The organism is Arthrobacter nitrophenolicus (assembly GCF_000332815.1).
GTDB lineage: Bacteria > Actinomycetota > Actinomycetes > Actinomycetales > Micrococcaceae > Arthrobacter > Arthrobacter nitrophenolicus.
Window position 1 is genome coordinate 29881 of the sequence record NZ_AOFD01000027.1, and the last position, 24327, is coordinate 54207.

Below are 24327 nucleotides of genomic sequence, written 5' to 3' on the forward strand. Positions count from 1 at the left end.
GGCGTTCAACGTTGTAAACTCAGCGTAACCGGCCTCCGGGCCTCAAACCTTTTGCAGGGGGATCCATGGCGGCCACGCTCCACGATGTTGCCCGGGTAGCGGGCGTGTCCTTCAAGACGGTGTCCAACGTCATCAACAACCACCCGCACGTCCGGGAATCCACCCGCGCCAAGGTGGAGCAGGCTATCCGCGAGCTGGGGTACCGGCCCAACCTCACGGCCCGCAGCCTACGTTCCGGACACACCGGCGCCATCACGCTCGCGTTGCCCCAGCTGAGCCTTCCCTACTTCGCCGAACTGGCCGACGCCGTCATCGAGGCCGCGGCAAAGTGCGGGCTGGTGGTGCTGGTGGAGCAGACCGGCGCCGACCGCGACCGGGAACTCGAGGTCATGGCCAGCCCGCGGCTGAAGATGTCCGACGGCCTGATCTTCAGCCCCCTGGCGCTCGGGCAGGAGGACGCGGACCTGATCAAGGCCGAGGTGCCCATCGTACTTCTCGGCGAGCGCATCTTCGGCAGCACCTCCGACCACGTCACCATGCAGAACGTGACGGCGGCCCGCACCGCCACCGAGCACCTGCTGGACCTGGGCCGGAAGCGGATCGCCGTGGTGGGCGCCCACGAGGGTGAGGTCATCGGTTCCGCCGGCCTCCGCCTGCGCGGCTACCGGGAGGCCCTCGAGGCCAGGGGCATTCCGTACGACGACGGCATCGTGGCCTACGTGGTGGACTGGCACCGGTCCAACGGCGCCGCCGCCATGCACGACCTCCTGGACCGCGGGGCCCAGTTTGATGCCGTCTTCGGGTTGAATGACACGCTCGCCCAGGGTGCCGTGCGGGTGCTGCAGGAGGCCGGGTTCCGAGTGCCGGACGATGTGGCGGTGATCGGCTTCGACGACCTGGACGAAACCCGGTACTCCCTTCCCACCCTCAGCACCGTGGATCCCGGCCGCACGGAGATTGCCGAGACTGCCATCCGGATGCTGATGGACCGCATCAAGGACCCGGCCGGAATGCCGCCCCGCGAGGTCGAGACGGCATTCCAGGTGGTGCCGCGGGAGTCAACAGTGGGACGCGCGGCGGCCGTCCCGGCGTAGGGCCTACTCCCACCGCACTTTTGGCCAGCGGTCCTTCCACTCCAGCCCGGCCAGCCCCAGCCGGAAAGCGCCGTCGAGCTCCTCCGCGTAGTAGTGGAAGGCAAGGACGTTCCCGGAGACGGACTGCCCGCCCGGCCCCACCCGCCCGCCGTCGGATGCGAGCAACGGCGTGCCGCCGCCGTCGAGCAGGTCCTTGCCCTCCGCGTCCACGTAGGGGCCGGTGATGCTGTCCGACCTCCCGACGGCGATGTTGTAGGTGCTTTCCAGCCCCTGGCAGCAGAAATCGCGGGAGAAGAACAGATAGTAGGCACCGTCGTGCGGCAGGATATAGGGCGCTTCAATGGCGTTGGGCGGGGCCTGCCGGTCCGCGATGGCCACCGGTTCTTCCGTCCCCGCCCGCAGGCCGCTTGGCCACTCGAGCTCCACCAGCTGCAGCCCGGCCCAGAAGGATCCGAAGGACAGCCAAGGCCTGCCGTCCTGGTCCTCGGCAATGCCCGGATCAATCGCGTTGAACGCTTTCCCCTTGGACGAGATCACCTCGCCCCGGTCCACCCACTCATAGTTGGGGTCCGCAGGGTCAAGGGTGGTGTTGGTGGCCAGGGCGATGACGGAGAGGTTCCTGCCGAAGGTGGAGGCGGAGTAGTAGAGGTACCAGGTCCCGTCATGCTCGTAGAGTTCGGGCGCCCAGAGGTTGTCCACGCCCGGCACCGCCTCCGCAAGCCAGGCCGGCTTCTCCTGCCACACCTCGCCGGCATACTCCCAGTCCACGCCGTCCGCGGACCGACGCACCTGGATGTTGCCGTCTGCCACCTGCCCGTTGCCGGTGGAATAGATGAACCAGGGCTCCCCGTCCTCCCCCTTGACCAGGGCCGGATCGTGGGTAAAGAAATCGCCCGTGAGTCCGGCGTGCTTCGCCTCGGGTGCCGCCCCGGGTGCGGCGCACCCGGCCAGGACAAGGACGACGGCGGCCAGCGCCGCTGCCAGCCAGGCCCCCGGCGGGCGGCGGGCAGCGGCGCCTGTGGGGGGTGACGGCACGTCAGCCAAGCGCGACGGCGGACCAGGACACCGGAGGCAGGGTCACCGTGAGCGTGCCCTCGTCCAGGACAACGCCGTCGAGCTGCTTCAGGCCAACCCGGCCCTGGTCCTGGAGGGTGTTCTTGGCGTAGACGTCCTCGTCGTGCAGGGTCACTGCCTCGGTGACCACCGTGGCGTTGAGTTCGGCGACGTTGACGGTCACGTCGATGGACTCGGTCTGGCTGCGGTTCACCAGGAAGATGGCCGACTCTCCGGTGGCGGCGTCGGTGGTTGCCACGGAGTCCACCAGCGGGGCCTCGCCGTACACCGCCGTCGTGTAGGTTCCTGCCTCGATGCGGGGACGGAGCACCTCACCCTTGGCCAGCCGGGACGTGACGGAGAACGGGAAGAACGTTGTCTGGCGCCAGGTGTCGCCGCCGGGCTCGGTCATGATGGGGGCAATCACGTTGACCAGCTGGGCGAGGGAGGCTGCGGCCACCCTGTCATGGTTCTTCAGGAGCGTCATCAGCAGGTTGCCGAACACCACGGCGTCGGCCACGGAGTAGGTATCCTCCAGCTGGCGCGGCGCGTGTGTCCATTCCTCGTTAACCTCGTCGGAAGCCTGGTGCTCGTCCAGGTACCAGATGTTCCATTCGTCGAAGGAGAGCTGGATGGTCTTCTTGCTCTTGAGCTTGTGCTTGACGTGGTCGGCGGTGGCCACCACGGTTTCGATGAAGTACTGCATGTCCAGCGAGGACGCCAGGTAGGAGCCCAGGTCGCCGTTGCGCTCCTGGTAGTAGGCATGGCAGGAGATGTAGTCCACGTAGTTGTAGCTGTGCTCCAGGACCACGCGCTCCCACTCGCCGAACGTGGGCATGGCGGACCCGGAGGAGCCGCAGACCACCAGTTCCAGGTTCTTGTCCGCAGTCTTCATGGCCGATGCGGTGCGGGCAGCCAGCTTGCCGTAGTCCTCGGCGGACATGTGCCCGATCTGCCAGGGCCCGTCCATCTCGTTGCCCAGGCACCACATGCGGATGTTGTACGGGTCCTTGGCGCCGTTGGCGATGCGCTGCTCGCTGAGCGCCGTGCCTGACGGGTGGTTGGTGTACTCCAGCAGGTCCAGGGCGGCCTCGATGCCCCGGGTGCCCAGGTTGACGGCCATCATGAGTTCCGAGCCGGTGAGCTTGCACCAGCGGGCAAATTCGTCCAGGCCCACCTGGTTGGATTCGAGTGAGTGCCAGGCGAGGTCCCGCCGCACGGGCCGCTGGTCGCGGGGGCCCACGCCGTCCTCCCAGCGGTAGCCCGAGACAAAGTTGCCGCCGGGGTAGCGGATGGTGCTGGAGCCGAGTTCCTTGACCAGTTCGATGACGTCCAGGCGGAAGCCATCCTCATTGGCAGTGGGGTGGCCGGGCTCGTAGATCCCGTCGTAGACGCAGCGGCCGAGGTGTTCCACGAAGGAGCCGAAGATCCGGCGGTTGACGGGGGCCACAACGGCGTCCCGGTTCACGGTGATGACAGTGGGTGCCACGACAGCCAGGTGGGTCTGTTCGGCAGCGGCGGAGGTGATGGTCACGGTTTTTCCTATTCTTTATAACGTTGTAGAACTAGCGAAGGACGAGTTGAAGTGTGCGTGAGGGTGCAGATCGGCTTAGGGGCTTGCGGGCTCCAGGCCGCCGAGCCTCCGGCCCACCAGCCATCCGGACAGGAGCAGGGGAAGCGAAGCGCCGACCAGGGGCACCAGCACCGTCATTCCGGAGAAAATGACAGTGGCCGCCGCCAGGGTTGCCAGCAGGGAAAGGCCCATCACGGGCGAGATGAGCGGCAGCATGAACGCTGCCCGCCATGTCCTGCTAACGGTGTCCCGGTACCGGGCGCAGATGGACACCGCCGTAGCGGCTGCAGCAACGGTCACGGCGGCAACCACCGCGGACAGGACCAGCAGGACGGCCCGCATCAGGGGCGGCATCGCGGTCCCGGCCGGACCCAGCAGGTCCCGACGTTGAGTACCAGTACGACGCCGGCGGTCCAGAACGCGGCTCCCACCAGGTTGGCGTGCCGGAACTGGTACCGGTAGGCGGTGACGAAGTCACGTACCACATGGTCTCCGGCCGAACCGTCCCGCAGCCTGCCCAGGACCGTGCTCGCGGCCACTGCTGCAGGGAACAGGCCCAGGACCACGAGTCCGGCCAGGGTTCCTGCCACAATGAGCACGTTGACCAGGACCAGGGCTGTGGAGAAGCGGAGCCAGTCCATCAGGCGGCCTGCCCACCCCATCGGCTGATCATTCATAGGGCGACATCCGGGTTCCGCTCCAGGCCACCCCGTGCTGGTCCAGGCCGCTGAAGGACAGGGCCGGGCGGCTGCGGGACCAGTCCCAGGAATCAAAAACCACGGCATCGAGTTCAACGGCACCATCGGGGCTGCCGGGAGCAGCAACGCGGAGCCTCATCTGTTCGGGGGCGCCCGCGGAAACTGCTCCGCCCGCGTCAATGCACTCGACGCTCAGGGCCACCGCCGGGACGAGGTCAGGCGATTCCGGGGCGAAGCGGAGGACCTGCCAGGTTCCCGCGACTGGAACGGAAGTAGGCAGCGCCTCACGCCCTGCCCCTGCGAAGGGCTGGGGCGAGACGACGGGCCAGCCGGAAGCGGTGAAGAAGATCCGGCGCAGCTGCACCACATGCTGGCTGGGATCAGCCGCGAAGCGGACGTGGTGGACTGCGAAGTGCTCGGCCCGCCCGTCCGGCCCCTCCTGCGTCAGGACAGAGTTGTGGCCCGGCGCGAGCCAGCCCGTGCCGCCGTCGAACTGGTAGCTGCCCAGCACCTTCGTGCCCACCGACGCGGGCGGGGACTCCAGGTCCGTCATCGGGTTGCCCAGGAAGTCGCGGTAGGGGCCGGTGATGCAGTCCGCCACCGCCACCCGGATGTTGTAGGTGCTGAACAGGGAGTCGTAGGAGCAAAAGAGGACATACGCATCGTCCTCCGGGCGGTACAGCACAAAAGCCCCTTCGACTGCGCCCTCCACGGACTTGGGGCGGCGGGCGATGACGGTTCCGAGGTCGCCCTCCACCAGGGCCAGGCCCGTTGCGGCGTCCAGCGGCAGCGTGTAGATCCCCGAGAAGAAGGACCCGTACGTAAGCCACGGCTTTCCGTCGGCATCGAAGGTGACCGCCGCATCTATGGCGTTCTGGGAATGTTCGCCGGCGCGGGTGGCCACCACAAGGCCGCGGTCCTCCCAGGGCCCGGCCGGTGAGGAAGCAACGGCAAGTCCTATGGCTGAGGTGTTGGAGCCGAATGTGGACGCCGAGTAGTACATGTGCCATCCGCCGCCGGGCCAGCGGACCACATCGGGCGCCCAGAGGCCCTGCGCGCCGGACCAGGCTGCGGCTGGTTGCGGGACGCCGTCGAACGCCGTGCCGGCGTAGGTCCACTCCACGAGGTCGGTGGAGGTCCTGATATGTACCCCTGCCGGAATATCTTGCGCGTTGGCAACGGCATCGGTGGAGAACATGAAGTAGGTGCCGTCGTCGTCCTGCACCACCGTAGGGTCGTGGGCGTGGCGGGAGCCCCATGACGCAGATGGTGGGTTGGCGCCAGCGGGAAGCGGAAGCAGTTCGCGGGAAACATCAGTATCGGTGGCCACGGCTCAGCCCTTGGATCCGGACAGCGCAATGGACTCGATGATCTGGCGCTGGAAGACCACAAAGACGATCAGCACCGGCAGGAGCGCCACGAAGGACGCCGCCATGATCAACGGGTAGTCCGTCTGGATGGCGTACTGGGCGTTGAAGTTCGCGATCACCAGCTGCAGCGTCTGGGTGCCGGGCGAATTCAGGTAGATGATGGGGGCCAGGTAGTCGTTCCACATGGCCATGAACCAGAGGATGAACTGCGCCGCCAGCGCCGGCCGGATGGCGGGCATGATGAGGGTCCAGAAAATCTGCAGGTAGGAGGCACCGTCGATGCGGGCCGCCTCCACGATGGAATCGGGGATGCTGTTCAGGAACTGGCGCAGGAAGAAGATCATGATGATGTTCCCGAAGAGTCCCGGCACGATCAGCGGCAGAAGCGTGTCCACCCAGCCGATGCTGGCGAAGATGGTGAACTGCGGAATCATCAGTGTGGGAAACGGGATCATGAGCCGGACAGGAGTCCCAGGAACAGGACGTTCTTGAAGGGCATGCGCATCTTCGCGAAGGCAAAGGCTGCGAGCGCGGACGTCAGTGAACCCACGATGGTCACGGAGCAGGCCACGATCAGGCTGTTCTGGATGCCGCTGAGGAGCGGGCCGGCAGTCCAGATGCGGGCGTAGTTCTCCCAGACGAAGGGGTCCGGAATCCATTGCGGCGGAAGCGCAAACACCCCGTCCTTCGTCTTGAGGGAGGTGGAGAAGGTCCAGGCCAGCGGGGCAATCATGACGATCGCGCCCACGCTCAGGACCAGGGTGGTGATGACATTGCCAAGGCGGAGCGTTTCCTTGGTGGACCGCGGGCGGCCGCCTGTGGGGCGGGAAGCAGACTTACCTGCGCCCCCGCTGCCGTCGGGGAGTTCCTGCGTGGGTTCCAGCGGCGGAGTGGTGATGACATGCTGTGCGGACATGGCTGCCTGCCTCAATCGATCGAGAACTGGTTGCGGCGGTTGAGCCGGAACTGGATGAAGGTGATAGCGAAAACCAGCAGCCCCAGGACCACGGACATGGCGGACGCGTAACCCATCTGGAGGTTGTCGAACGCCTTCTGCCAGATGTACCAAACGATGGAAGCGGACTGGAACTCGGGGCCACCGGTGGGGGTCATGATGTTGATTTCCACGAAGATCTGGGAGCCGCCGATGATGCTGGTGACGATCAGGAAGAACGTGACCGGCCGGACCATGGGGATGGTGATGTGCCGGAACTGCTGCCAGGCCGATGCGCCGTCCAGGGCCGCTGCCTCGTAGAGGTACCGGGGCACCGACTGGAGGGCGGCCAGGTAGAGCAGCATGGAGTACCCCAGGCCCTTCCAGATGGCCATGATGATAAGGGCCGGCTTGACGGTGTTGGTGTCCTGGAGCCAGTTGGGGCCGTCAATTCCCACCAGGGCCAGGCCCTGGTTGATCAGGCCGAAGTCTCCGTTGAAGCCCACTGCCAGAGAATCGCGACGGCGGCGATCGAGGAGATGACCGGGAGGTAGTAGACGGTGCGGAAGAAGGTGGTTCCGCGCATCTTCCGATTCATGGCCAGCGCCAGGCCCAGCGAGATGGCCAGGCCGACGGGGATCCCGATCATCATGTAGAGGGTGTTCCACAGCGACTGGAGGAAGTAGCGGTCACCGAACATCTTGGTGTAGTTGTCCAGTCCCTTGAAGACCGGCGCCGAGATGCCGTTCCAGTTGGTGAAGGAGGCATACACCGAGAAAAGAAGCGGGAAGAGCGTAAAGAGGAGGAAGCCGATCACCGGTATGGCAACAAAAGCGAGGGCCGCCTGGTGTTCTTTCCGGTGAAGCCGCGAGCGGCGCGGGCGCGTGCTGGTTGTTGTCATACCGGTGATCCCTCCCGCTAGTTTCCGGCCTGCTGGTTAGCGGCGTCCAGAAATTCCTGCATCCTGGGCTGCGCTTCCTTCAGGTAGTCGGCGGCGGTCTGCTTGCCGTCCAGGACGGGCTGGATGTTGGTGAACAGTTCGTCATACCACTCGGCGTTGAAAGTATTGCCGCCGGGCAGGGCTCGGCCGTAGTCCTTCACGATCTGCAGGAACTCTTCCTTGTTGGCCGGCTTTGTGCTGGTGTCCGCAGCCCAGGCCTCGGCCATGTCCTTGAGGTTGGGGATCTGGATGCCGGCGTCCACCAGGCTCTGCTGGGCTTCCTTGTTGGCTGTCAGGTACTCCACGAGCTTGACGGCGTCCTCCGGGTGCTTGGTGCTTTCGGAGACGGCGATGCCCAGCGTTCCGATCCAGCTGGCGGTTTCCCCGCTGTCCCCGGCCGGGTAGGGGATGACGTCCCAGTCGAAGCCCAGCTTCTGGTAGGTGGACAGGTCCCAGGGGGCGATGGGGAAGAAGCCGATTTCGCCCTTCATCCAGCGCTGGTAGGTGTCCAGGGTCTGCGCCTCAGCCACGGACGGCGTGACGCCGTGGACGTTCTGCAGGTCCGCGAACCACTGCAGCGATTCAGCGAACTCGGGCGTATCCACCGTCACCTTTGTCCGGTCTTCGTTGAGCCAGTCACCGCCGTTGGACCAGACGAAGGGCTGCAGGTTCCACTGGACGTTCAGGCCGGTGCCCCACTGGTCAAGGGTGCCGTCGCCGTTTGTGTCCTGGGTGAGCTTTTTCGCGGCTGCCACGAACTCGTCGAAAGTGTATGGCTTGTCTTTGTCCGGCAGCGGGATTCCTGCCTTTTCCAGCATGGTCTTGTTGTAGCCGAAGGAGAACGGGCCCACGTCCTTGGGCAGGGCGTAGATGGCACCTTCACCTACGCGCTTGCCGTCATACCGGTAGCTGTCCACGCCGTATTCCCAGATGTTGTCCAGGTCGATAGTGTCAGAGCCCTCAACGTACTCGGTGATGTCCTTGACGATGCCGTTCTGCACATAGGCCTGGACGTCGCCGGGGCCGATGTAGAAGACGTCCGGAACCTGCTTGCCGGCGATCGCCGCCTTCAGCTTGGTGGCGTACTGGTCCGCGGTGGTGACAATGATTTCCACGTCCACCCCGTTATCCGCTTCGAACTGCGAGACTGCCTGCTCATAGGCCTTTTTCTCGTCCTCACCTCCCCTGAACATGAACGTGAGTTTCTTTTCGCCGCTGTCCTCGGCGGAGGGGGCGGAGCAACCGCCGAGCATCAGGCCGGCGGCGGTAAAGAGCGCCAGGGTCGCGGCCATGGGACGTGACTTCATCATCACGCAGTCCTTCCGGGTTGGGTGGAGCACACAAGTGTATGGGTGAGGCGATACGGGAGCCCCACTGTCCGCGGTGGCGGACCGGCATCCGGGGCGTTTTCTTGCAACGTTGTAAGAACCATCACACAGGCCCTCATCCGGCGTCAAGGGGCCGGCGCCGGATTTGTTTCCGGCGCGATTCCGCCGCCATTGACCCAAAACGTGATCCATGCCATATTTTTCTTACAACGTTGCAATGAAACGGCGCCGCGCATCCCTGCTGCCGACCAGCCCCTCTCTCCCGGAAGGACCACGTGATGACGTCACGTCCCTGGGTGCTGCGCGCCGCAGGATTGGCAGCAGCTGCAACCCTTGCCCTGGCAGCCGCACTGCCGACGACGGCCGCCGCCGGCCCCGCTCCCGTCACCCACGCCATCAAGAGCCAGATCAGCCAGGCCGGAGAACCGCCGGGCCAGCAGAAGCTTCCCGTGGACCTGCCCGGTGGAAAGACGGTTGTGGGCGAAACCTCGCCCATCCACGATCCGGCGCTGATCGTTGCCGCCGACGGCACCTGGTATGTCTATTCCACCGGCCTGGTGAACCGGGAAAACGGCGGCACCATCCAGGTGTGGACTTCCCGCGACCATGGGACAACCTGGGAGTACGCCGGGACGGTCTGGGACCGCATCCCGGCATGGATCGACGAACACTTCTCTGACGGCGAGCTGCCCGGCAACCTCTGGGCGCCGGAAATCACCGAACACAACGGCACGTACTACCTGTACTACTCGGCGTCACGCTTCGGCGGAAACAAGTCGCTCACGGCCCTTGCCACCAACACCACGCTCGATCCCAGCGACCCCGACTACGAATGGGTGGACCAGGGAATGGTGGTCTCCTCCCCCGCCACCGGCCTCGACCCGGCCAATCCCGCCAAGACCTTCAACGCCATCGACGCCGGCATCATCGAGGACGCCGACGGCACCCCCTACATGGCCATTGGCTCGTTCTGGTACGGCATCTTCCTGGTCCAACTTGAGTGGCCGAGCGGAAAGCCGGTTGCCGGATGGGAGTCCAAAGCCGTAAACATCGCGGACCGGTTCATGCCCGGGAACCCCATCGAGGCGCCGTACATCACCAGGCACGGGGACTACTACTACCTCTTTGTCTCCTTTGACGCCTGCTGCCGCGGCGGTGATTCGACGTACAAGGTGGCCGTGGGCCGTTCCACCTCGGTCAAGGGCCCGTACCTGGACCAGGAAGGGCGCGACATGTTCGGCGGCGGCGGATCCGTCGTCCTCGATTCGCATGGCGCAATCACCGGCCCGGGCGGCCAGTCCGTCTTTGGCGACTACCTGGCCTTCCACTACTACGACGGTTCCAACCAGGACATCCCGTATTTCCCAACCCTCGGCATCCAGAAGATTGACTGGGTGAACGGCTGGCCGGTCTTCAACCAGACCGTGGAAACGCCGTCGGTCCTGAAGCAGCCAAAGGCGGCCGCAGCAGGCGGCGCCGTCACGTTTACCGCCACCGCGGGCGGCACGCCGGGTCCGGTGGCAGTCTGGGAAATTTCGTACGACGGCGGCGCAAGCTGGCAGCGGGCGGACCACCAGCCCGTGACGAAGCGGACGGACGAAGGCAGCTACCGCTCGACGCTCGAAGTGTCCTCCGGCACGTACAGCGATGCAGGCCTGCTGGTCCGGGCAGTGTTCCGGAACGCCCACGGCAAGGCTGCCACTGACGCCGTCGGCTTCCCCGCCCCTCCCGGCAGGTAAGGCTCCTTCCGTCAAAGTTCGGGGGCGCGCTCCTCAGGCAGCGCGCCCTCGTCCTCCGGATGCCGTTTCAGGTTCAGCAGGGCAAGCGCCAGGCCGCCCCAGACCGTGAGGATGGCGATGATCATCATGGTGATGGCTATCGGCGTCACAGTGCCTTCTCCTTCTCCTCGTCGGCCACCACGGCGTCGTACTCGGGGTCGTGGTGGGCCTTGGACCGGTGGCTCCAGGGAATGAATGTCAGTGCCAGCGCCAGCACCACCAGGGCCCCGGCCATACCCCAGCCGAAGATGCCCACAAACCATTCCGGGTAGCCCTCATAAGTGGCGGTGATCTTGCTGATGAACTCGTTCGACACCATGTAGATCAGCGCCAGTGGAACGACGCCAGCCACCAGGATCATCCACGTGCGCCGCATCTTGACGGTGGAGATCCTGTTCAAGTGCGAGGACAGCAGAGGCAGTTTGCGCAGGAACCAGGCGAGCACCACGACGGTGACCAGGGCCCCGAGCGTGATGCCGAAGCTGTTGACGAACGCATCGGAGGTGTCCAGCAGGTAGAGGCCGGTGGCCGTGGGGAAAAGGCCCAGCGAGACCGCCGCCACCAGCCCGCTGACCACCAGCGACGCCTGGACCCGGCCCCAGCCGAGCTTGTCCTGGACCGCGGCCACAATGACTTCGAGGACCGAGATCAGGGACGTGATGCCCGCGAAGACCAGTGACCCGAAGAACAGCACGCCCATGAAGGCTCCGAACGGGGCCTGGGACACGATAGTGGGGAACGCGACAAACGCCAGCCCGATGCCCTGCGTCACCACCTCGTCCACGGCGGTTCCCGCAGCCTGGGCCATGAAGCCAAGGGCGGCAAAGACGCCGATTCCGGCCAGGATCTCGAAGCCCGAGTTGGAGAAGGCCACCACCATGCCGGAGCCCGTGAGGTCCGTCCGGCGCTTCAGGTAGGAGGCGTAGGTGACCATGATGCCGTACCCCACGGAAAGGGAGAAGAAGATGTGTCCGTAGGCCGCCGCCCAGACGGCCGGATTTGCGAGCGCCGCCCAGTCCGGGGTGAAGAAGGCGTTCAGGCCCTCGGCCGCGCCGGGAAGGAAGAGCGACTGGACCACCAGGAGGAGGAACATCACCATCAGCAGCGGCAGCAGGATGGCGTTGGCGCGGGAGATGCCCTTCCTGATCCCGGCCACCATGATGAGGATGACGGCGGCCCAGGTCAGCAGCAGCGGGAAGAACACGGACGGCACGTATTCGAATCCCAGGCCGGGGGCTTCGGCGATGCTCAGGAAGTTCCCGAAAAAGAAGCCCTCGGCGTCATCTCCCCACGCCTCGGTGAAAGAAAAGACCGTATACATAACGGACCAGGCGATGATGACCGCGTAGTACGCGGCAATCACAAAGCAGACCAGCACCTGCCACCAGCCGAGTGGTTCGGCGGCACGGTGCAGCCGCCGGTAGGCAACGGCGCCGAGCCGCGGAACTTATGGCCCACCGCATAGTCGAGGAACAGCAGCGGGATGCCGGCCGTCAGCAGGGCCACCAGGTACGGGATGAGGAACGCACCGCCGCCGTTATCGTAGGCGATGTAGGGAAAGCGCCAGATGTTGCCCAGCCCCACCGCCGAGCCGATGGCGGAGAGGATGAACAGCCGGCGGGACGAGAATGTTTCGCGCTTGGCCGGACTGGCGGGCTGCGCTGGCGAGGAAGCAGTCATGTCCGGACTTTACTGCTGCCCTTCCGCCTGCAAAAGCCCCCTCTGTTGTGCGCGCACCCGGGAAGGCCTGGCCGGCGGCCTTTCTGTCACCCCAGGAGAGTAGGGTTCCGTCATGGACATCATCTTGGTTCCCGGTTTCTGGTTGGACGCTTCATCCTGGGAGGAGGTGACGCCGGCGCTTGAGGCGGCGGGACACCGCACGCATCCCCTCACCCTTCCCGGCCTGGAGTCGGTGGATGCCAACCGTGCCGGCATCGGCCTGCGCCAGCATATCGACGCCGTAACCGCGGAAGTGGACGCCACGGACGGAAAGGTGGTGCTCGTGGGCCATTCAGGCGGCGGGGCCATCATCCACGGGGTGGTTGATGCCCGCCCGGACAGGATTGCGCGGGCCATCTACGTGGACAGCGGCCCCCTCGGTGAGGGCGGCGTGATCAACGACGAACTGCCTGCAGACGGCGACGACGTTCCGCTTCCGCCCTGGGAAGGATTCGAGGACGCCGATCTGGTGGACCTCGACGACGGCCTCCGCAGGAAATTCCGCGAACGGGCCATTCCGCAGCCCAGGGGCGTGGCCTACGATCCGCAGCACCTGCACGACGAGCGGCGCTACGACGTCCCCGCCACAGTCATCGCCTGCGAATTCCCCTCCGCCATGCTGCGCGAATGGATCGACGCAGGCCATCCATTCGTGGCCGAGCTTGCCCGGGTCCGCGACGTGGAATACGTGGACCTGCCCACTGGCCACTGGCCGCAGTTCACCAGGCCGGCGGAACTGGCCGGGGCCATCCTCGCCGCCGTGGACCGGAACGGCCAGCTACATTGAACGGACCGCCCCGTGCCTAGGAGTTCCCATGCCGCGCCCCCGATCACCGCAACTGTCCGTGGATGCCATCATCCGCGCCGCTCTGTCCCTCGTCGATGCCACCGGAGACTTCAGTTTCCCGAAAGTGGCCAAGGAACTTGGCGTCAGCCAGGCCTCGCTCTACAACCACATCGACAACCGCGAACACATCATCGAGCTGATGCGCGGACTCGTCTTCTCCGAGTTCTCCGCACGGAGGCACCTTGACCCTGCCAGCCTGCCCTGGGACGAGGCACTTCGGACCCTGGCCCACGAGTACCGCGACTGCCTGGTGGACCACCCCCGGCTGGTGCCGCTCCTGGTGACCCAGACCGTGCAGGACTTGGGCGTGATGCGGATCTACGAGGATATGGCGATCGTCCTGGGCAAGGCAGGCCTGGACCTTTCGGTCATCGTCCCTGCCATCACCACCGTGGACTACCTGGTCCTCGGCTCCGCACTGGAACTGACTGCCCCCGACGTCGTCTGGTCTCCCCCGCCGGGAGAATTTCCGGCGCTGACTGCAGCCATCAGCGGACTGGGCTCCCCTGCCGAGCGCTCCGACGCCGCTTTCGCCTTCGGGCTGGCGACGATCGTGGCCGGGATCCGGGAGGTAACAAAAATAAGTTTCTGAAAGGCTTTCACTAAAACCCTTGTGCCGGGCGGGGTCCATCTTCATAATAAATGAAGGCCATTCATTTTGTGACGGCATTCACTCCATCCCAGCAAGGAGAATTCCATGTCCCAGGACGACCCCACCACAGGGCGCGTACCCCTGACGCCGCGCCGGGCGGTTTCCGTCTTCGGCATCAGCGTCGTCGGCTTCATGACCGCCAACCTGGTTCCCGTCATGATCGTCGCCCTGACCGGCGAACTCGGCTTTTCGGACACCGAAGCCGGCACCCTGATGACCGGCTCGCTGCTCGCCTGCGCCGTCGCATGCCTGCTGTCGTCCAGGCTGGCAGCCGGAAAAGGAAGGTACCTGGTGGCGCGCGCCGGTCTGGGGCTTGCCGCGGCAGGTTTCGCAGCCGCAGCCTTCATCCCGTCCGTTCCCGTCGTCGTCGCCGGCGTCCTGATCGGCGGGCTCGGCGCGGGCGGCGCCGTCTCGGCAGGCGGGGCCGCCCTGGCGCCCTCCGCAACCCGGACCGCGCCTCGGGCCTCAGCGGCTTCGCCAACCGCGTGATCGTTTCCGTGGTTCTCTTTGTCGTCCCTGTTCTGGGCGCGGGCATGGGCAGTGCGTTCGGCCTGCTCGCGGGCCTTGCCCTGGCGGCCCTGTTCACCACCGCCTGGCTGCCGGGCAGCCCCGCCAGTACCACCGACGGGCCGCGGGCAGCCGCCGCCCCGGGTAAGGGCTCCCGGTCCACGACCCTCGCCGGGCTCGGCCTGCTGGCCTGTTTCGCCCTGTGGGCCCTCAGTGAGGATTCCCTCTGGGCCGTGGCCGCCACCATGGGCGCCGACCAGGCGCGGCTCGACGAAACCGGCATGGGGCTGGTCCTCAGCCTCTCCACGCTCGGCGGACTCCTCGCCTCTGGCCTCATCGGGTTGGCCGGGCGCCGGCTGGGCAGGACAGCGCCGCTGGCCGTGGCGCTGGTGGCGGGGGCAGCGTTGAAGATGCTGTCCGGAACAGTGACCGATCCGGGCCTCTACATGGCAGTGATCATCGCCTGGAACACCATCTACATGCTGGCCTTCATCTACATCGTGGCCACCGCGGCCGCGCTGGACGCCTCCGGGCGCTGGTCCGCCCCCGTGCTCGGCGTCTACCTGATTGGGTCCTCATTCGCCCCGTTCTTCGGAACGTTCCTCTCGGCTTCGGCGGGGTATGACGTCCTCGGCTACGTCCTGGCGGGCATGACCCTGGTCCTGGCTGTTCCGCTGATCCTGATCTCCCGCCTGTCCGTCCGGATCGACCGGGAGGCGGTCGGCAACCCCCCGACCAACATCAACAAGGCGGCCATCGTCTAATGCCCTGCTCCGACCTGAAGGAAAGCACTCCCTTGCCTGCACGCACGCTGTATACCAACGCCGCCGTGTTCACCGCCGACGGCGCTCCCGCGGAAGCCTTCGTCGTGGAAGGATCACAGTTCATCCACGTGGGGGACGAAGCCGGTGCCCGCATCGCGGCGGGGAAAGGCGCTGCGGAAGTGGACCTTGAAGGCCGCTTTGTCCTGCCCGGCTTCGTAGATGCGCACACCCACCTGCTGATGACGGGCCAGGCCCTGCAGAAGGTCCAGCTGCGGGACGCCGCCAGCCTCGCCGAACTGCAGCAGCGCCTCCGGGACGCTGCTGCGGCCAGCGATGCACCGCGGATCCTCGGCGCCGGCTGGCTCCACAGCGCCCTCGACGGGCAGCCCCCTACCCGCCAGTTGCTGGATGCAGCGGTCCCGGACCGCCCCGTCTACCTGGACGCCAATGACCTGCACTCCGTCTGGGTCAACAGTGCGGCCCTGGCGGAACTGGGCATCGACAACGACACCCCGGACCCCATCGGCGGACGCATCGGCCGCGACCCTGGGACGGGCGAGGCTGACGGGGTGCTGTATGAAACGGCAGTCCAGCAAATCATCTGGCCCGCCCTTGCGGCGCAGGCCACGGACCAGGACCGCGACGCACAGCTGGAGGAGGCCTTCGCCAACTACCTGGCCGTCGGCGTGACCAGTGCCGTGGACATGGCCGTCCAGGACGACGACCTGGCTGCTTTCCGCCGCGCCATGGAACGCCGGAACGGCACATTGCCCATCCGGGTCAAGGGCCACCTCCTGGTGGCCCGCCACGAAGCGGAGTCCGACAACCTGGCACAGGTGGCCAAGGCCGCGTGGCTGGCGGCCGAACTGCACAGTGACTGGCTGCAGATCTGCGGCATCAAGCTGATGGTGGACGGCGTTATCGACAGCTGCACCGCCGCCATGAAGGAGCCGTACGCGGACGGCAGCAGCGCCGAGCCGGTCTGGGACCGCGCATCGCTGACCCCGGTGGTGATTGCGGCGGACGCCGCAGGGCTGCAGATCGCCCTGCACGCCATCGGCGACGAAGCGTCAGACATCGCCCTGGATGCGCTGGAGGAGGCGTACCGCCGCAACGGGCCGCGGGACCGCCGGCACCGCATCGAACACCTGGAAACAGTCACGGAGGCGAACGTTTCGCGGCTGGCGGCCCTCGGCGTCGTGGCTTCCATGCAGCCCGTCCACGCGGACCCTGCCATCCAGGACACCTGGCGCAGCATGCTGGGCGACCACCGCTGCGAGCGGGCCTTCCCCTGGACCGAGTTCACGGAGGCCGGCGCCACTCTTGCACTGAGCACCGATGCGCCGACGGCACCGCACCAGCCGCTGCCCAACATGTACATTGCCGCCACCCGCCGCTCCGCCCTTGACCCCGCACTGGACGCAAACCTTCCCCGCTACGCCCTGAAGCTTGCTGACGCGTTCTGCCACGCCACCCGGGACGCCGCCTACTCCTGCCGCGCCGAAGACCGCCAGGGCAGGATCGCCGCCGGCTATCTGGCGGACTTCACCGTCCTGGACACCAACCCGCTCCAGGCGGACACCGCCGAACTGCTCACCAACTCCACCCGGCTCACCGTTGTGGGCGGCAAGGTGGCGTACGACGCCGGAGTCTCCCCGGCCGGCCGTCCCGCCGCAGCCGGTGCCCGCGTGGGCCAGCCCGCCTAAGACATTTCCCCACCACAAGCCAGACCGAAAGACCCAGGAATACCGATGAAACCCGCTCCCGCCCCCACCGCAGCCGCCACCGAACCGGCACCGGCAACGTCCATGCCCGCTGAATGGGACGCCCACCAGGGCACCTGGATGGCCTTCCCGCCGCCCAACGACACCTTCGGCGAAGTAGGAAGTCCAACCCTGGACCGCGCGCGCGCCGCCTGGACCAAGGTGGCCCAGACCATCGCCCGCTACGAACCCGTCACTGTGGTGGCCGATCCCCGCGATGCCACCGCAGCCCGGGAATGGCTGGGCGACGGCATCACCGTGCTCGAAGTCCCCCTCGATGACGCCTGGCTCCGGGACAGCGGACCCACCTTCGTGCACCAGCCGGACGGTTCGCTGGCTGCCGTGGACTGGATCTTCAACGGGTGGGGCGCGCAGGAGTGGGCCGCGTGGGACAAGGACCAGGACGTTGCCCGCACCATCGCGGCGGAGACTTCCGTTCCCGTCAGGTCCAGCTCCCTGGTCAACGAGGGCGGCGGATTCCATGTGGACGGTGAAGGAACCGTGCTGTTGACCGAGACCGTCCAGCTTGATCCCGGCCGCAACCCGGGAGCCACCAAGGACTCGGTGGAGGCCGAGATCCATGCCGCGCTGGGCACCACCAGGGCCATCTGGCTGCCCCGCGGCCTCACCCGCGACTACGACGAGTTCGGCACCCGCGGGCACGTGGACATCGTGGCCGCCTTCGCCGGTCCCGGCACTATCCTGCTGCACCGGCAGGACGACCCCTCCCACCCGGACCACGCCGTCTACCTGCAGCTGAAGGCAGCTCTCGCCAGCCAGTTGGATGCGCAGGGACGGCCCCTCCGGATCATTGACGTCCCCGCCCCCACCACGCTCAAGGACGACGAAGGCTTCGTGGACTGGTCCTACATCAACCACTACGTGGCAAACAACGTGGTGGTGCTGTGCGCCTTCGATGATCCCAACGACGCCATCGCCGCCGGCATCCTGGAGCGTGCCTACCCCGGCCGCACCGTGGAACTGGTGGACGCCCGCGACATCTTCGCCTTCGGCGGCGGCATCCACTGCATCACCCAGCAGCAGCCGGCAGCGCGGGAGGTGCGGCATGAGGCTCGCCGAAACAGCCGGCACACCGGCACAAAGGCCCGCTTCGACGTCGTCGAGGCCTCCATCAGTGAACTCCGTGAGGCACTGGAGTCGGGGGAGGTCACCAGCGAGGAACTGGTGCGGCTGTACCTGGCGCGGATCGAGAAGTATGACTGCTCCGGAATACATCTGAATGCGCTGGTGGTGATGAACCCGGACGCCCTCGCCGACGCCAAGGCATCCGACGATCGCCGCGCCCGGAACGCCACCCTGGGACCCCTGGACGGCATCCCCTACACCGCAAAGGACAGCTACCAGGCCCGCGGCCTCACGGTGGCCGCCGGATCTCCCGCCTTCAAGGACCTGGTGGCCCAGAAGGACGCCTTCACCATTGAACGGCTGCGCGCCGGGGGTGCCGTCCTGATCGGGCTGACCAACATGCCGCCCATGGCCAACGGAGGTATGCAGCGCGGCGTATACGGCCGCGCCGAAAGCCCGTACAACGCGGACTACCTCACCGCCGCCTTCGCCTCCGGGTCCTCCAACGGCTCCGGCACGGCCACGGCCGCCAGCTTCGCCGCCTTCGGGCTCGCGGAGGAAACCTGGTCATCAGGCCGGGCGCCGGCGTCGAACAACGCCCTCTGCGCCTACACCCCCTCACGCGGCGTGATCTCCGTCCGGGGCAACTGGCCGCTGGTCCCCACCATGGACGTGGTGGTGCCGCACACCCGGACCATGGACGACCTGCTGGAGGTCCTGGACGCCGTGGTGGCGGACGACGCGCAGACCCGGGGCGACTTCTGGCGGGTCCAGCAGTGGGTGCCGGTTCCCAAGGCCTCCGAGGTGCGGCCGGCCTCCTACCTGGAGCTCGCGGTCCCGGACAGCGCAGCCGCCAGGGGTGTGCTCGCCGGCAAGCGGCTGGGGATCCCCCGGATGTACATCAACGCGGACCCGGAGGCCGGAACAGCACCCGCCGGCGGGATCGGCGGCCCCACCGGGCAGCGCATCGAAACCCGGCAGTCCTTCATCGAGCTGTGGAACGCCGCGCGGCGAGACCTGGAAGCCGCCGCGCCCACGTCGTCGAGGTCGACTTCCCGGTGGTGTCCAACTATGAGGGCGACCGCCCCGGCGCGCCCACCATCGCCACCCGCGGCCTGGTGTCGCCGGACTACCTGCGCCGCGAAATCGTGGACCTCTCCGCCTGGTCATGGCACGACTTCCTCGACGCCAACGGGGACCCGCACCTGAACCGGCTGGCCGACGTCGACGGTGCCGCCATCTTCCCCGCTCCGGACGGTTCCCTGCCGGACCGGTACGACGGGTTCGACGACGACATCAGCGACTACCCCGCCTGGATCCGGAAGCACGGGGTCCCCTCCCTCGCGGACATCCCCCACCTCGAAGAAGGCTGAAGGGGCTAGAGGAAACGCGGCGGGTGGACCTGGAAGAGTGGATGGACGGGCTTGGCCTGGACGCCGTCGTCTTCCCGGCAGTCGCGGACATCGGCCGGGCGGACGCAGACGTCAACGAAGCTTCGGCTGACCTCGCCTGGCGCAACGGCGTGTGGGTGGCCAACGGGAACCTGGTGCCCCGGCACCTCGGCATCCCCACGGTCACAGTACCTATGGGACTGGCACCGGACATCGCCATGCCGGTTGGCCTCACCTTCGCCGGCAAGGCGTACAGCGATTCGGCACTGCTGCACCTGGCCGCGGCCTTCGAGGCCACCGGCAGCCGACGCGTCCCGCCGCCGCGCACCCCTGCCGCTGGCGCCTGATCTCCTGGCATCACCCCCGGAAACGGATATTCTGGAGGCAGTGATCTTCATATCCTGCCTGTGACCCGCAGCCTCCGCTGCTTCCTCCCGTCGCTCCCCTTCGGAGCGGTGATTCCGCGTGCCCCGGAGGGGAACTCCACGACGAGTTCCCCTCCTCCCCACACCCCAACCGGAACCATCGTCGGGAGACACCATGAACATCCTGCCCCCGGGCACCACCGCCCCGGTCCCAGATCAGAATCGGCTGCGGGCTGACTGCTCACGCTGCTTCGCGCTGTGCTGTACAGCCTTCGGCTTTACCCGCTCGGCGGACTTTGCCATCGACAAACCGCCGGCCTCGCCGTGCCCCAACCTCGGGGCGGACTTCTCCTGCACCATCCATGACCGGCTGCGGCCCCGCGGCTTCCGGGGCTGCACTGTCTTTGACTGCTTCGGTGCCGGCCAGGCAGTCAGCCAGGGCCTGTTCCAGGGTGTCAGCTGGCGTGCCAGCCCGCAGTCCGGGCCTGCCATGTTCGGGGCCTTCAAGATCATGAAGCAGCTGCATGAGATGCTCTGGCACCTGGCCGGGGCCGAGGCACGGGTGTTCAGCCCGGACACTGCTGCCGAGGTGCGGGAACTGCGGGAGGAGCTGGCCTCCGCGGCGGACGGAACCCTCCAGGACCTGCTGGACCTTGACCTCGACGTCCTTCACGGCCGGGCCCGCGATGTGCTGGGTGAGGTCAGCGCGGAAATCCGGGCCGGCTATTTCGCCGCGGACGGTGATCCCGGGGCCGGCCGGCTGCATGCCGGTGCCGACCTGGCGGGTGCCCGTCTGCGCGGCGGCCGGTTGTGCGGGGCGGACCTGCGCGGCGCCTGCCTCATCGGGGCCGACCTCCGCGACACCGATCTCGCGGGCGTGGACCTGCTGGGTGCGGACCTGCGCGATGCAAGGCTCGACGGCGCCAACCTCACCAGCGCACTGTTCCTCACCCAGGCGCAGGTCAGCGCTGCCCGGGGAACCCTCGCCACGCTGCTCCCGCCGGTGCTGGCCCATCCCGACCATTGGAAGGGGTCCTGATCCCCGGCGGGGCGGACGGGCTGCTGTCCGCCTTGACACCGCGATTGTTAGCGCTGACAGTGGAGGGAGCCATCCCCGCCGACCGAAAGCCGACTTTATGAAGAACTGGGCAGGAAACCTCGACTACTCATCCCGTGAGGTGCAGCGGCCCGGGTCCGTGGCCGAACTGGCCGAGGTTGTTGCCCGGTCGCCCCGGGTGAAGGCGCTGGGGTCCCGGCACTCCTTCAACACGGTGGGCGACACGGATGGCGTGCACGTTCTGCTGGACGCCCTGCCCCGGCAGATCGAGCCCGATTCGGCGAAAGCCACCGTCCGCGTCAGCGGCGGCGTCAGTTACGGCGAGCTGTGCCGGACGCTGGAAAGGCGGGGCCTGGCCATCCATAACCTGGCTTCCCTGCCGCACATTTCGGTGGCGGGCGCGGTGCAGACCGGCACGCACGGGTCCGGCGTCGGCAACCAGTCCCTGGCGGGCGCCGTCCAGACCATCGAGCTGGTCCGGCCCGGCGGCGACGTGGCCACCCTGTCCCGCGGGGACGGCGACGAGTTCCTGGCCGCCGTGGTGGGATTGGGGGCATTCGGCGTCGTCACCGGCCTGGAACTGTCCGTCCGGCCCAGCTTCCGGATGCGCCAGCGGGTGCTCGAGGACCTGCCGTGGGACCGCGCACTGGAAAACTTTCCGGCCCTGGTGTCCAGCGCCTACAGCGTAAGCCTCTTCACCAACTATGCCGGCGACGCCATCAGCCAGGTCTGGCTCAAGGCTCTCGACGAGGAACCGCCCCTGGCCGGCCTCTTCGGTGCTACGGCCGCCGCCCGGCCCCGGCACCCGCTGCCGGACATGTCCGCGGAAAACTGCACGCCGCAGATGGATGAGCCCGGCCCCTGGCTGGACCGGCTGCCGCACTTCCGCCACGAGTTCACGCCCAGCAAGGGCGAGGAGCTGCAAAGCGAATTCATCCTTCCGCTGGAGCACGCACCCGCCGCCATCGAGGCGGTGCGGGGGCTCGCAGACAAGCTGGCACCCCTGCTGTTCGTCTCGGAGATCCGCACCGGCGCGGCCGACGATTTCTGGCTCAGCCCGTTCTACCGCCAACAGAGCGCCGCCCTGCACTTCACCTGGAAGCCCCTGCAGCCGGAGGTGGAGGCCCTCCTTCCCGAACTCGAGGACCGGCTCCGTCCCTTCGGGGCCCGCCCGCACTGGGGCAAGCTGTTCTCACCCGCCGGCCATGACTGGGAGCAGCTGTACCCCCGCTTTGCAGGGTTCCGCTCGCTGGCGGCAGCGCACGATCCTGACGGAAAGTTCCGGAACGGGCTGCTGGACACCGTACTCGGGGTGCCGGCGGCCAGCCCGCGCTGATTTTGCCCGCTCGGGGCGGCGGCGGAGCAGCGGCTAGGCTTGAAGCATGAAACGCCGCCTCGCCGCCCTGTCCGCCGTCCCCCTGATGCTGCTGCTTGCCGGCTGCGGTGCCGTGGAGGAAGCTGCCACCGATGCCGCCAACGATGCCGCGTCTAAAGTTGCCACGGCGGCCGCGGACGAAGTGAACCGGCAGATCTGTGCCGTGGTCCAGGACGGACTGGTGAGCGTGGAGGACAAGCAGGTCCTTGCCGGGTTGGTTTCTGCAGCCCGCACGGCAGGGGTTCCCGCGGAAATTACGACGCCGCTGGGCGAGATTGCGGAGGCCGGCGACCAGGTGCCGCAAGAGTCCGTCGAGGCATTGAAGGACGCCTGCCCGGCTTAGCTAGTCTTTCCGCTCGGGGTCCACGGCCCTAGCCGGCTGCGCATCGGACTGTGGCTCCTGGGCCAATTCCTCGCCCGGCCCGCGCCGGCCCCCAGTCTTGGGCGTGTGCGGCCGCCGCGTCCGGTGGTCCGGCGCCACGAAGGGGAGCACTTCCGGATGCCGGTTTGCCGGCAGCGCGCTGACGAACTTGGTCAGCTCGTCCTGCAGCACTTTCCAGCCAATGCTGGGGTCATCCGGGTAGGCATTGATCTCGGCATGCCGGGCCGATTCCAGTGCCGTGCGTCCGGCTTCGGTGAGTTCGACTTTGAGCTGCCGGCGGTCTGTTGCCTGCCGCGTCCTGGTGATATGCCCCGCTGCTTCCAGCCGGGTAAGGATCCGGCCAAGCGTCTGGCTTTGCACCCGAATGGCGTCGGCCAGCTGCTCCTGGTTCAGCGGGCCCGGGGCCAGGCCCTCCAATGCAATAACGGCAGCCCTCGTCAGGCCCAAGTGAGCCAGCGCATCATCCTGCCGCCTTTGGACCAGCCGCGCCGCCAACGTGATGAGGCGGTAGCTGTTCCGGGCGTCGGGATCAAGGTTGCTCGTCATCGGCCATGGCCTTCCTGTAGGTGGCAATAGGCTGCTGCACTTGCTTCTCTACGGTCCTACAATAAGCATGCTTAGCATCAAATTCGCAAGTAGGCTTACTATCCTCCCACGTCCCGGCCGCGCAAAATCACAAGCGCTTGCCGCTGCCCCTTGCGCATCAAAAGGGAAGTGTGCTTAGTATCTAGTTAGTAACCATGCTTACTAATCGCCAGCACTGCTGGTTCTTGATCGCCAGCTAACCCTTGAGAAAGAGAGCCCGATGACAGAGAACCAATGGCCCCAGACCCCGAACACCACGCCGGCCGATCCGTACGCCGGACAGGCCACAGGAGTTGATGGCAGCTACACGACTGCTGCCGCGGACACCTCCTCCACCTCCAAGACGCAAGCGGCGAAGGAAGAGGCTTCGCATGTAGCCAGCGACGCAGCAACCGCAGCCCAGGGGGTCGCCCAGACGGCCAAGAGTGAGGCTGCCAACGTGGCTGCCGAGGCGAAGTACAACGCACAGGACCTGCTGAACCAGGCAAAGTCCGGCCTGACCAGCCAGGCCGGCACGCAGCAGCAGAAGGCAGCGGAGGGCATCCGCTCCCTGTCCAGCCAGCTGCAAAGCATGGCCTCCGCCCCGGACCAGCAGGGAATGGCCAGCGATCTCATTCGGCAGGCCGCCCAGCGCGGTGAATCGGTCGCATCGTGGCTTGAGAACAAGGAACCCGGCGATATGCTGACCGAGGTCCAGCGCTTCGCCCGCAACCGCCCCGGCACGTTCCTGCTGCTTGCGGCCGGTGCCGGCGTCCTGGCGGGCCGCCTTACGCGGAGCCTCACGGCAGGCGCACCGGAGACCAGCACTGGAGTGACGGGCACGCTGGCACAGCAGGCGGCCACCCCGCCGGCAGCACCGCTCCGCCAGGAAACGGTCTACGCCGCAGGCACGGACGATCTTTTCACGGAACCGACAGTGGGCACCGGAGCGCCGGTATCCACCTCCACCCTTCCGGCTGGAACCACGGAGGACACCCCGCTCCGCTTCGAGGATGACCCTACCGGGATGAGGACGGCAGCTACCGTGCTGCTGACGGCACCTACCGGTCAACGGAAGGGCGGCAAC

The 24327-nt window shown here is 67.0% G+C and carries 23 protein-coding genes and 3 pseudogenes; 13 read left to right on the plus strand and 13 right to left on the minus strand.

What is annotated here, in order from left to right:
* Positions 1–65: 65 nt before the first annotated feature.
* Complete coding sequence (locus G205_RS11290) at positions 66–1094, plus strand: LacI family DNA-binding transcriptional regulator (RefSeq protein ID WP_009358073.1); 1029 nt, start codon at positions 66–68, stop codon at positions 1092–1094.
* 3 nt (positions 1095–1097) lie between these two features.
* Here the strand turns inward: G205_RS11290 and G205_RS11295 are convergent, their stop codons facing one another.
* The 10 genes from G205_RS11295 to G205_RS11330 form a co-directional block, all read right to left on the minus strand.
* On the minus strand, positions 1098–2129 hold the full coding sequence (locus tag G205_RS11295) for an arabinan endo-1,5-alpha-L-arabinosidase (RefSeq protein ID WP_235046872.1): 1032 nt from the start codon (positions 2127–2129) through the stop codon (positions 1098–1100).
* 1 nt (position 2130) lies between these two features.
* Positions 2131–3636 (minus strand): arabinosylfuranosidase ArfA, encoded by a 1506-nt coding sequence (arfA, locus tag G205_RS11300; protein ID WP_035752812.1) that lies wholly within the window; start codon positions 3634–3636, stop codon positions 2131–2133.
* Between the two features lie 120 nt (positions 3637–3756).
* On the minus strand, positions 3757–4074 hold the full coding sequence (locus tag G205_RS11305; RefSeq protein WP_009358076.1) for a hypothetical protein: 318 nt from the start codon (positions 4072–4074) through the stop codon (positions 3757–3759).
* Entirely contained in the window at positions 4062–4382 is a 321-nt protein-coding gene (locus G205_RS21915; protein WP_009358077.1) for a DUF624 domain-containing protein, read from the minus strand. Before G205_RS21915 ends, G205_RS11305 begins: the two co-directional genes overlap by 13 nt.
* A gap of 7 nt (positions 4383–4389) precedes the next feature.
* Entirely contained in the window at positions 4390–5748 is a 1359-nt protein-coding gene (locus G205_RS11315; protein ID WP_235046873.1) for an arabinan endo-1,5-alpha-L-arabinosidase, read from the minus strand.
* Between the two features lie 3 nt (positions 5749–5751).
* The gene (locus G205_RS22795; protein WP_235046874.1) at positions 5752–6222 is read right to left on the minus strand and encodes a carbohydrate ABC transporter permease; all 471 of its coding nucleotides are present in this window, start codon (positions 6220–6222) and stop codon (positions 5752–5754) included.
* Positions 6223–6239: 17 nt separating this feature from the next.
* Positions 6240–6704 (minus strand): carbohydrate ABC transporter permease, encoded by a 465-nt coding sequence (locus G205_RS22800; RefSeq protein ID WP_235046875.1) that lies wholly within the window; start codon positions 6702–6704, stop codon positions 6240–6242.
* A gap of 11 nt (positions 6705–6715) precedes the next feature.
* Positions 6716–7228, minus strand: a complete 513-nt coding sequence (locus tag G205_RS22805; RefSeq protein ID WP_235046876.1) for a carbohydrate ABC transporter permease — start codon at positions 7226–7228, stop codon at positions 6716–6718.
* Positions 7201–7623 carry a carbohydrate ABC transporter permease gene (locus G205_RS22810; protein ID WP_235046877.1) on the minus strand — a complete coding sequence of 141 codons (423 nt, stop codon included), beginning with the start codon at positions 7621–7623 and terminating at the stop codon, positions 7201–7203. The genes G205_RS22805 and G205_RS22810 overlap by 28 nt, the downstream gene beginning before the upstream one ends.
* A 17-nt stretch (positions 7624–7640) precedes the next feature.
* Positions 7641–8972, minus strand: a complete 1332-nt coding sequence (locus G205_RS11330; RefSeq protein WP_009358079.1) for an ABC transporter substrate-binding protein — start codon at positions 8970–8972, stop codon at positions 7641–7643.
* A 296-nt stretch (positions 8973–9268) separates the two neighbouring features.
* Here G205_RS11330 and G205_RS20610 point away from each other — a divergent pair, with 296 nt between their 5' ends.
* Positions 9269–10729, plus strand: coding sequence for an arabinan endo-1,5-alpha-L-arabinosidase (locus G205_RS20610; protein WP_009358080.1), 1461 nt, complete (start codon positions 9269–9271; stop codon positions 10727–10729).
* Between the two features lie 11 nt (positions 10730–10740).
* Here G205_RS20610 and G205_RS21100 read toward each other — a convergent pair whose 3' ends face one another.
* Together G205_RS21100 and G205_RS11340 are read right to left on the minus strand one after the other, a co-directional pair.
* Positions 10741–10878 (minus strand): methionine/alanine import family NSS transporter small subunit, encoded by a 138-nt coding sequence (locus G205_RS21100; RefSeq protein WP_009358081.1) that lies wholly within the window; start codon positions 10876–10878, stop codon positions 10741–10743.
* Positions 10875–12448, minus strand: a pseudogene (locus G205_RS11340) (sodium-dependent transporter). Before G205_RS11340 ends, G205_RS21100 begins: the two are co-directional and overlap by 4 nt.
* A 112-nt stretch (positions 12449–12560) precedes the next feature.
* On the opposite strand from G205_RS11340, the gene G205_RS11345 reads away from it, so the two are divergent.
* The 10 genes and pseudogenes from G205_RS11345 to G205_RS11385 all read left to right on the plus strand — a co-directional run bounded on the left by G205_RS11345 (position 12561) and on the right by G205_RS11385 (position 22637).
* Positions 12561–13274: an alpha/beta fold hydrolase gene (locus G205_RS11345; RefSeq protein ID WP_009358082.1), complete on the plus strand. Its 714-nt coding sequence runs from the start codon at positions 12561–12563 to the stop codon at positions 13272–13274.
* 28 nt (positions 13275–13302) lie between these two features.
* Positions 13303–13926 carry a TetR/AcrR family transcriptional regulator gene (locus G205_RS11350; RefSeq protein ID WP_009358083.1) on the plus strand — a complete coding sequence of 208 codons (624 nt, stop codon included), beginning with the start codon at positions 13303–13305 and terminating at the stop codon, positions 13924–13926.
* 105 nt (positions 13927–14031) lie between these two features.
* The gene (locus tag G205_RS22090) at positions 14032–14475 is read left to right on the plus strand and encodes an MFS transporter (RefSeq protein ID WP_200859158.1); all 444 of its coding nucleotides are present in this window, start codon (positions 14032–14034) and stop codon (positions 14473–14475) included.
* Positions 14472–15257, plus strand: coding sequence for a hypothetical protein (locus G205_RS22095; protein ID WP_235046878.1), 786 nt, complete (start codon positions 14472–14474; stop codon positions 15255–15257). Before G205_RS22090 ends, G205_RS22095 begins: the two co-directional genes overlap by 4 nt.
* Complete coding sequence (locus tag G205_RS11360; protein WP_009358084.1) at positions 15257–16963, plus strand: amidohydrolase; 1707 nt, start codon at positions 15257–15259, stop codon at positions 16961–16963. The genes G205_RS22095 and G205_RS11360 overlap by 1 nt, the downstream gene beginning before the upstream one ends.
* A 45-nt stretch (positions 16964–17008) precedes the next feature.
* Positions 17009–18079, plus strand: a pseudogene (locus G205_RS11365) (agmatine deiminase family protein); the annotation flags it as partial.
* Positions 18080–19844, plus strand: a pseudogene (locus tag G205_RS11370) (amidase).
* A gap of 193 nt (positions 19845–20037) precedes the next feature.
* On the plus strand, positions 20038–20901 hold the full coding sequence (locus G205_RS11375; protein ID WP_009358085.1) for a pentapeptide repeat-containing protein: 864 nt from the start codon (positions 20038–20040) through the stop codon (positions 20899–20901).
* Between the two features lie 97 nt (positions 20902–20998).
* Complete coding sequence (locus tag G205_RS11380; RefSeq protein ID WP_009358086.1) at positions 20999–22255, plus strand: D-arabinono-1,4-lactone oxidase; 1257 nt, start codon at positions 20999–21001, stop codon at positions 22253–22255.
* 46 nt (positions 22256–22301) lie between these two features.
* Positions 22302–22637: a hypothetical protein gene (locus tag G205_RS11385; RefSeq protein WP_009358087.1), complete on the plus strand. Its 336-nt coding sequence runs from the start codon at positions 22302–22304 to the stop codon at positions 22635–22637.
* Here G205_RS11385 and G205_RS11390 read toward each other — a convergent pair whose 3' ends face one another.
* Positions 22638–23222 carry a MarR family winged helix-turn-helix transcriptional regulator gene (locus G205_RS11390; protein WP_009358088.1) on the minus strand — a complete coding sequence of 195 codons (585 nt, stop codon included), beginning with the start codon at positions 23220–23222 and terminating at the stop codon, positions 22638–22640. It lies immediately after the preceding gene.
* 259 nt (positions 23223–23481) lie between these two features.
* On the opposite strand from G205_RS11390, the gene G205_RS11395 reads away from it, so the two are divergent.
* A partial coding sequence (locus G205_RS11395) for a hypothetical protein (RefSeq protein WP_009358089.1) occupies positions 23482–24327 on the plus strand: 846 nt, incomplete at its 3' end.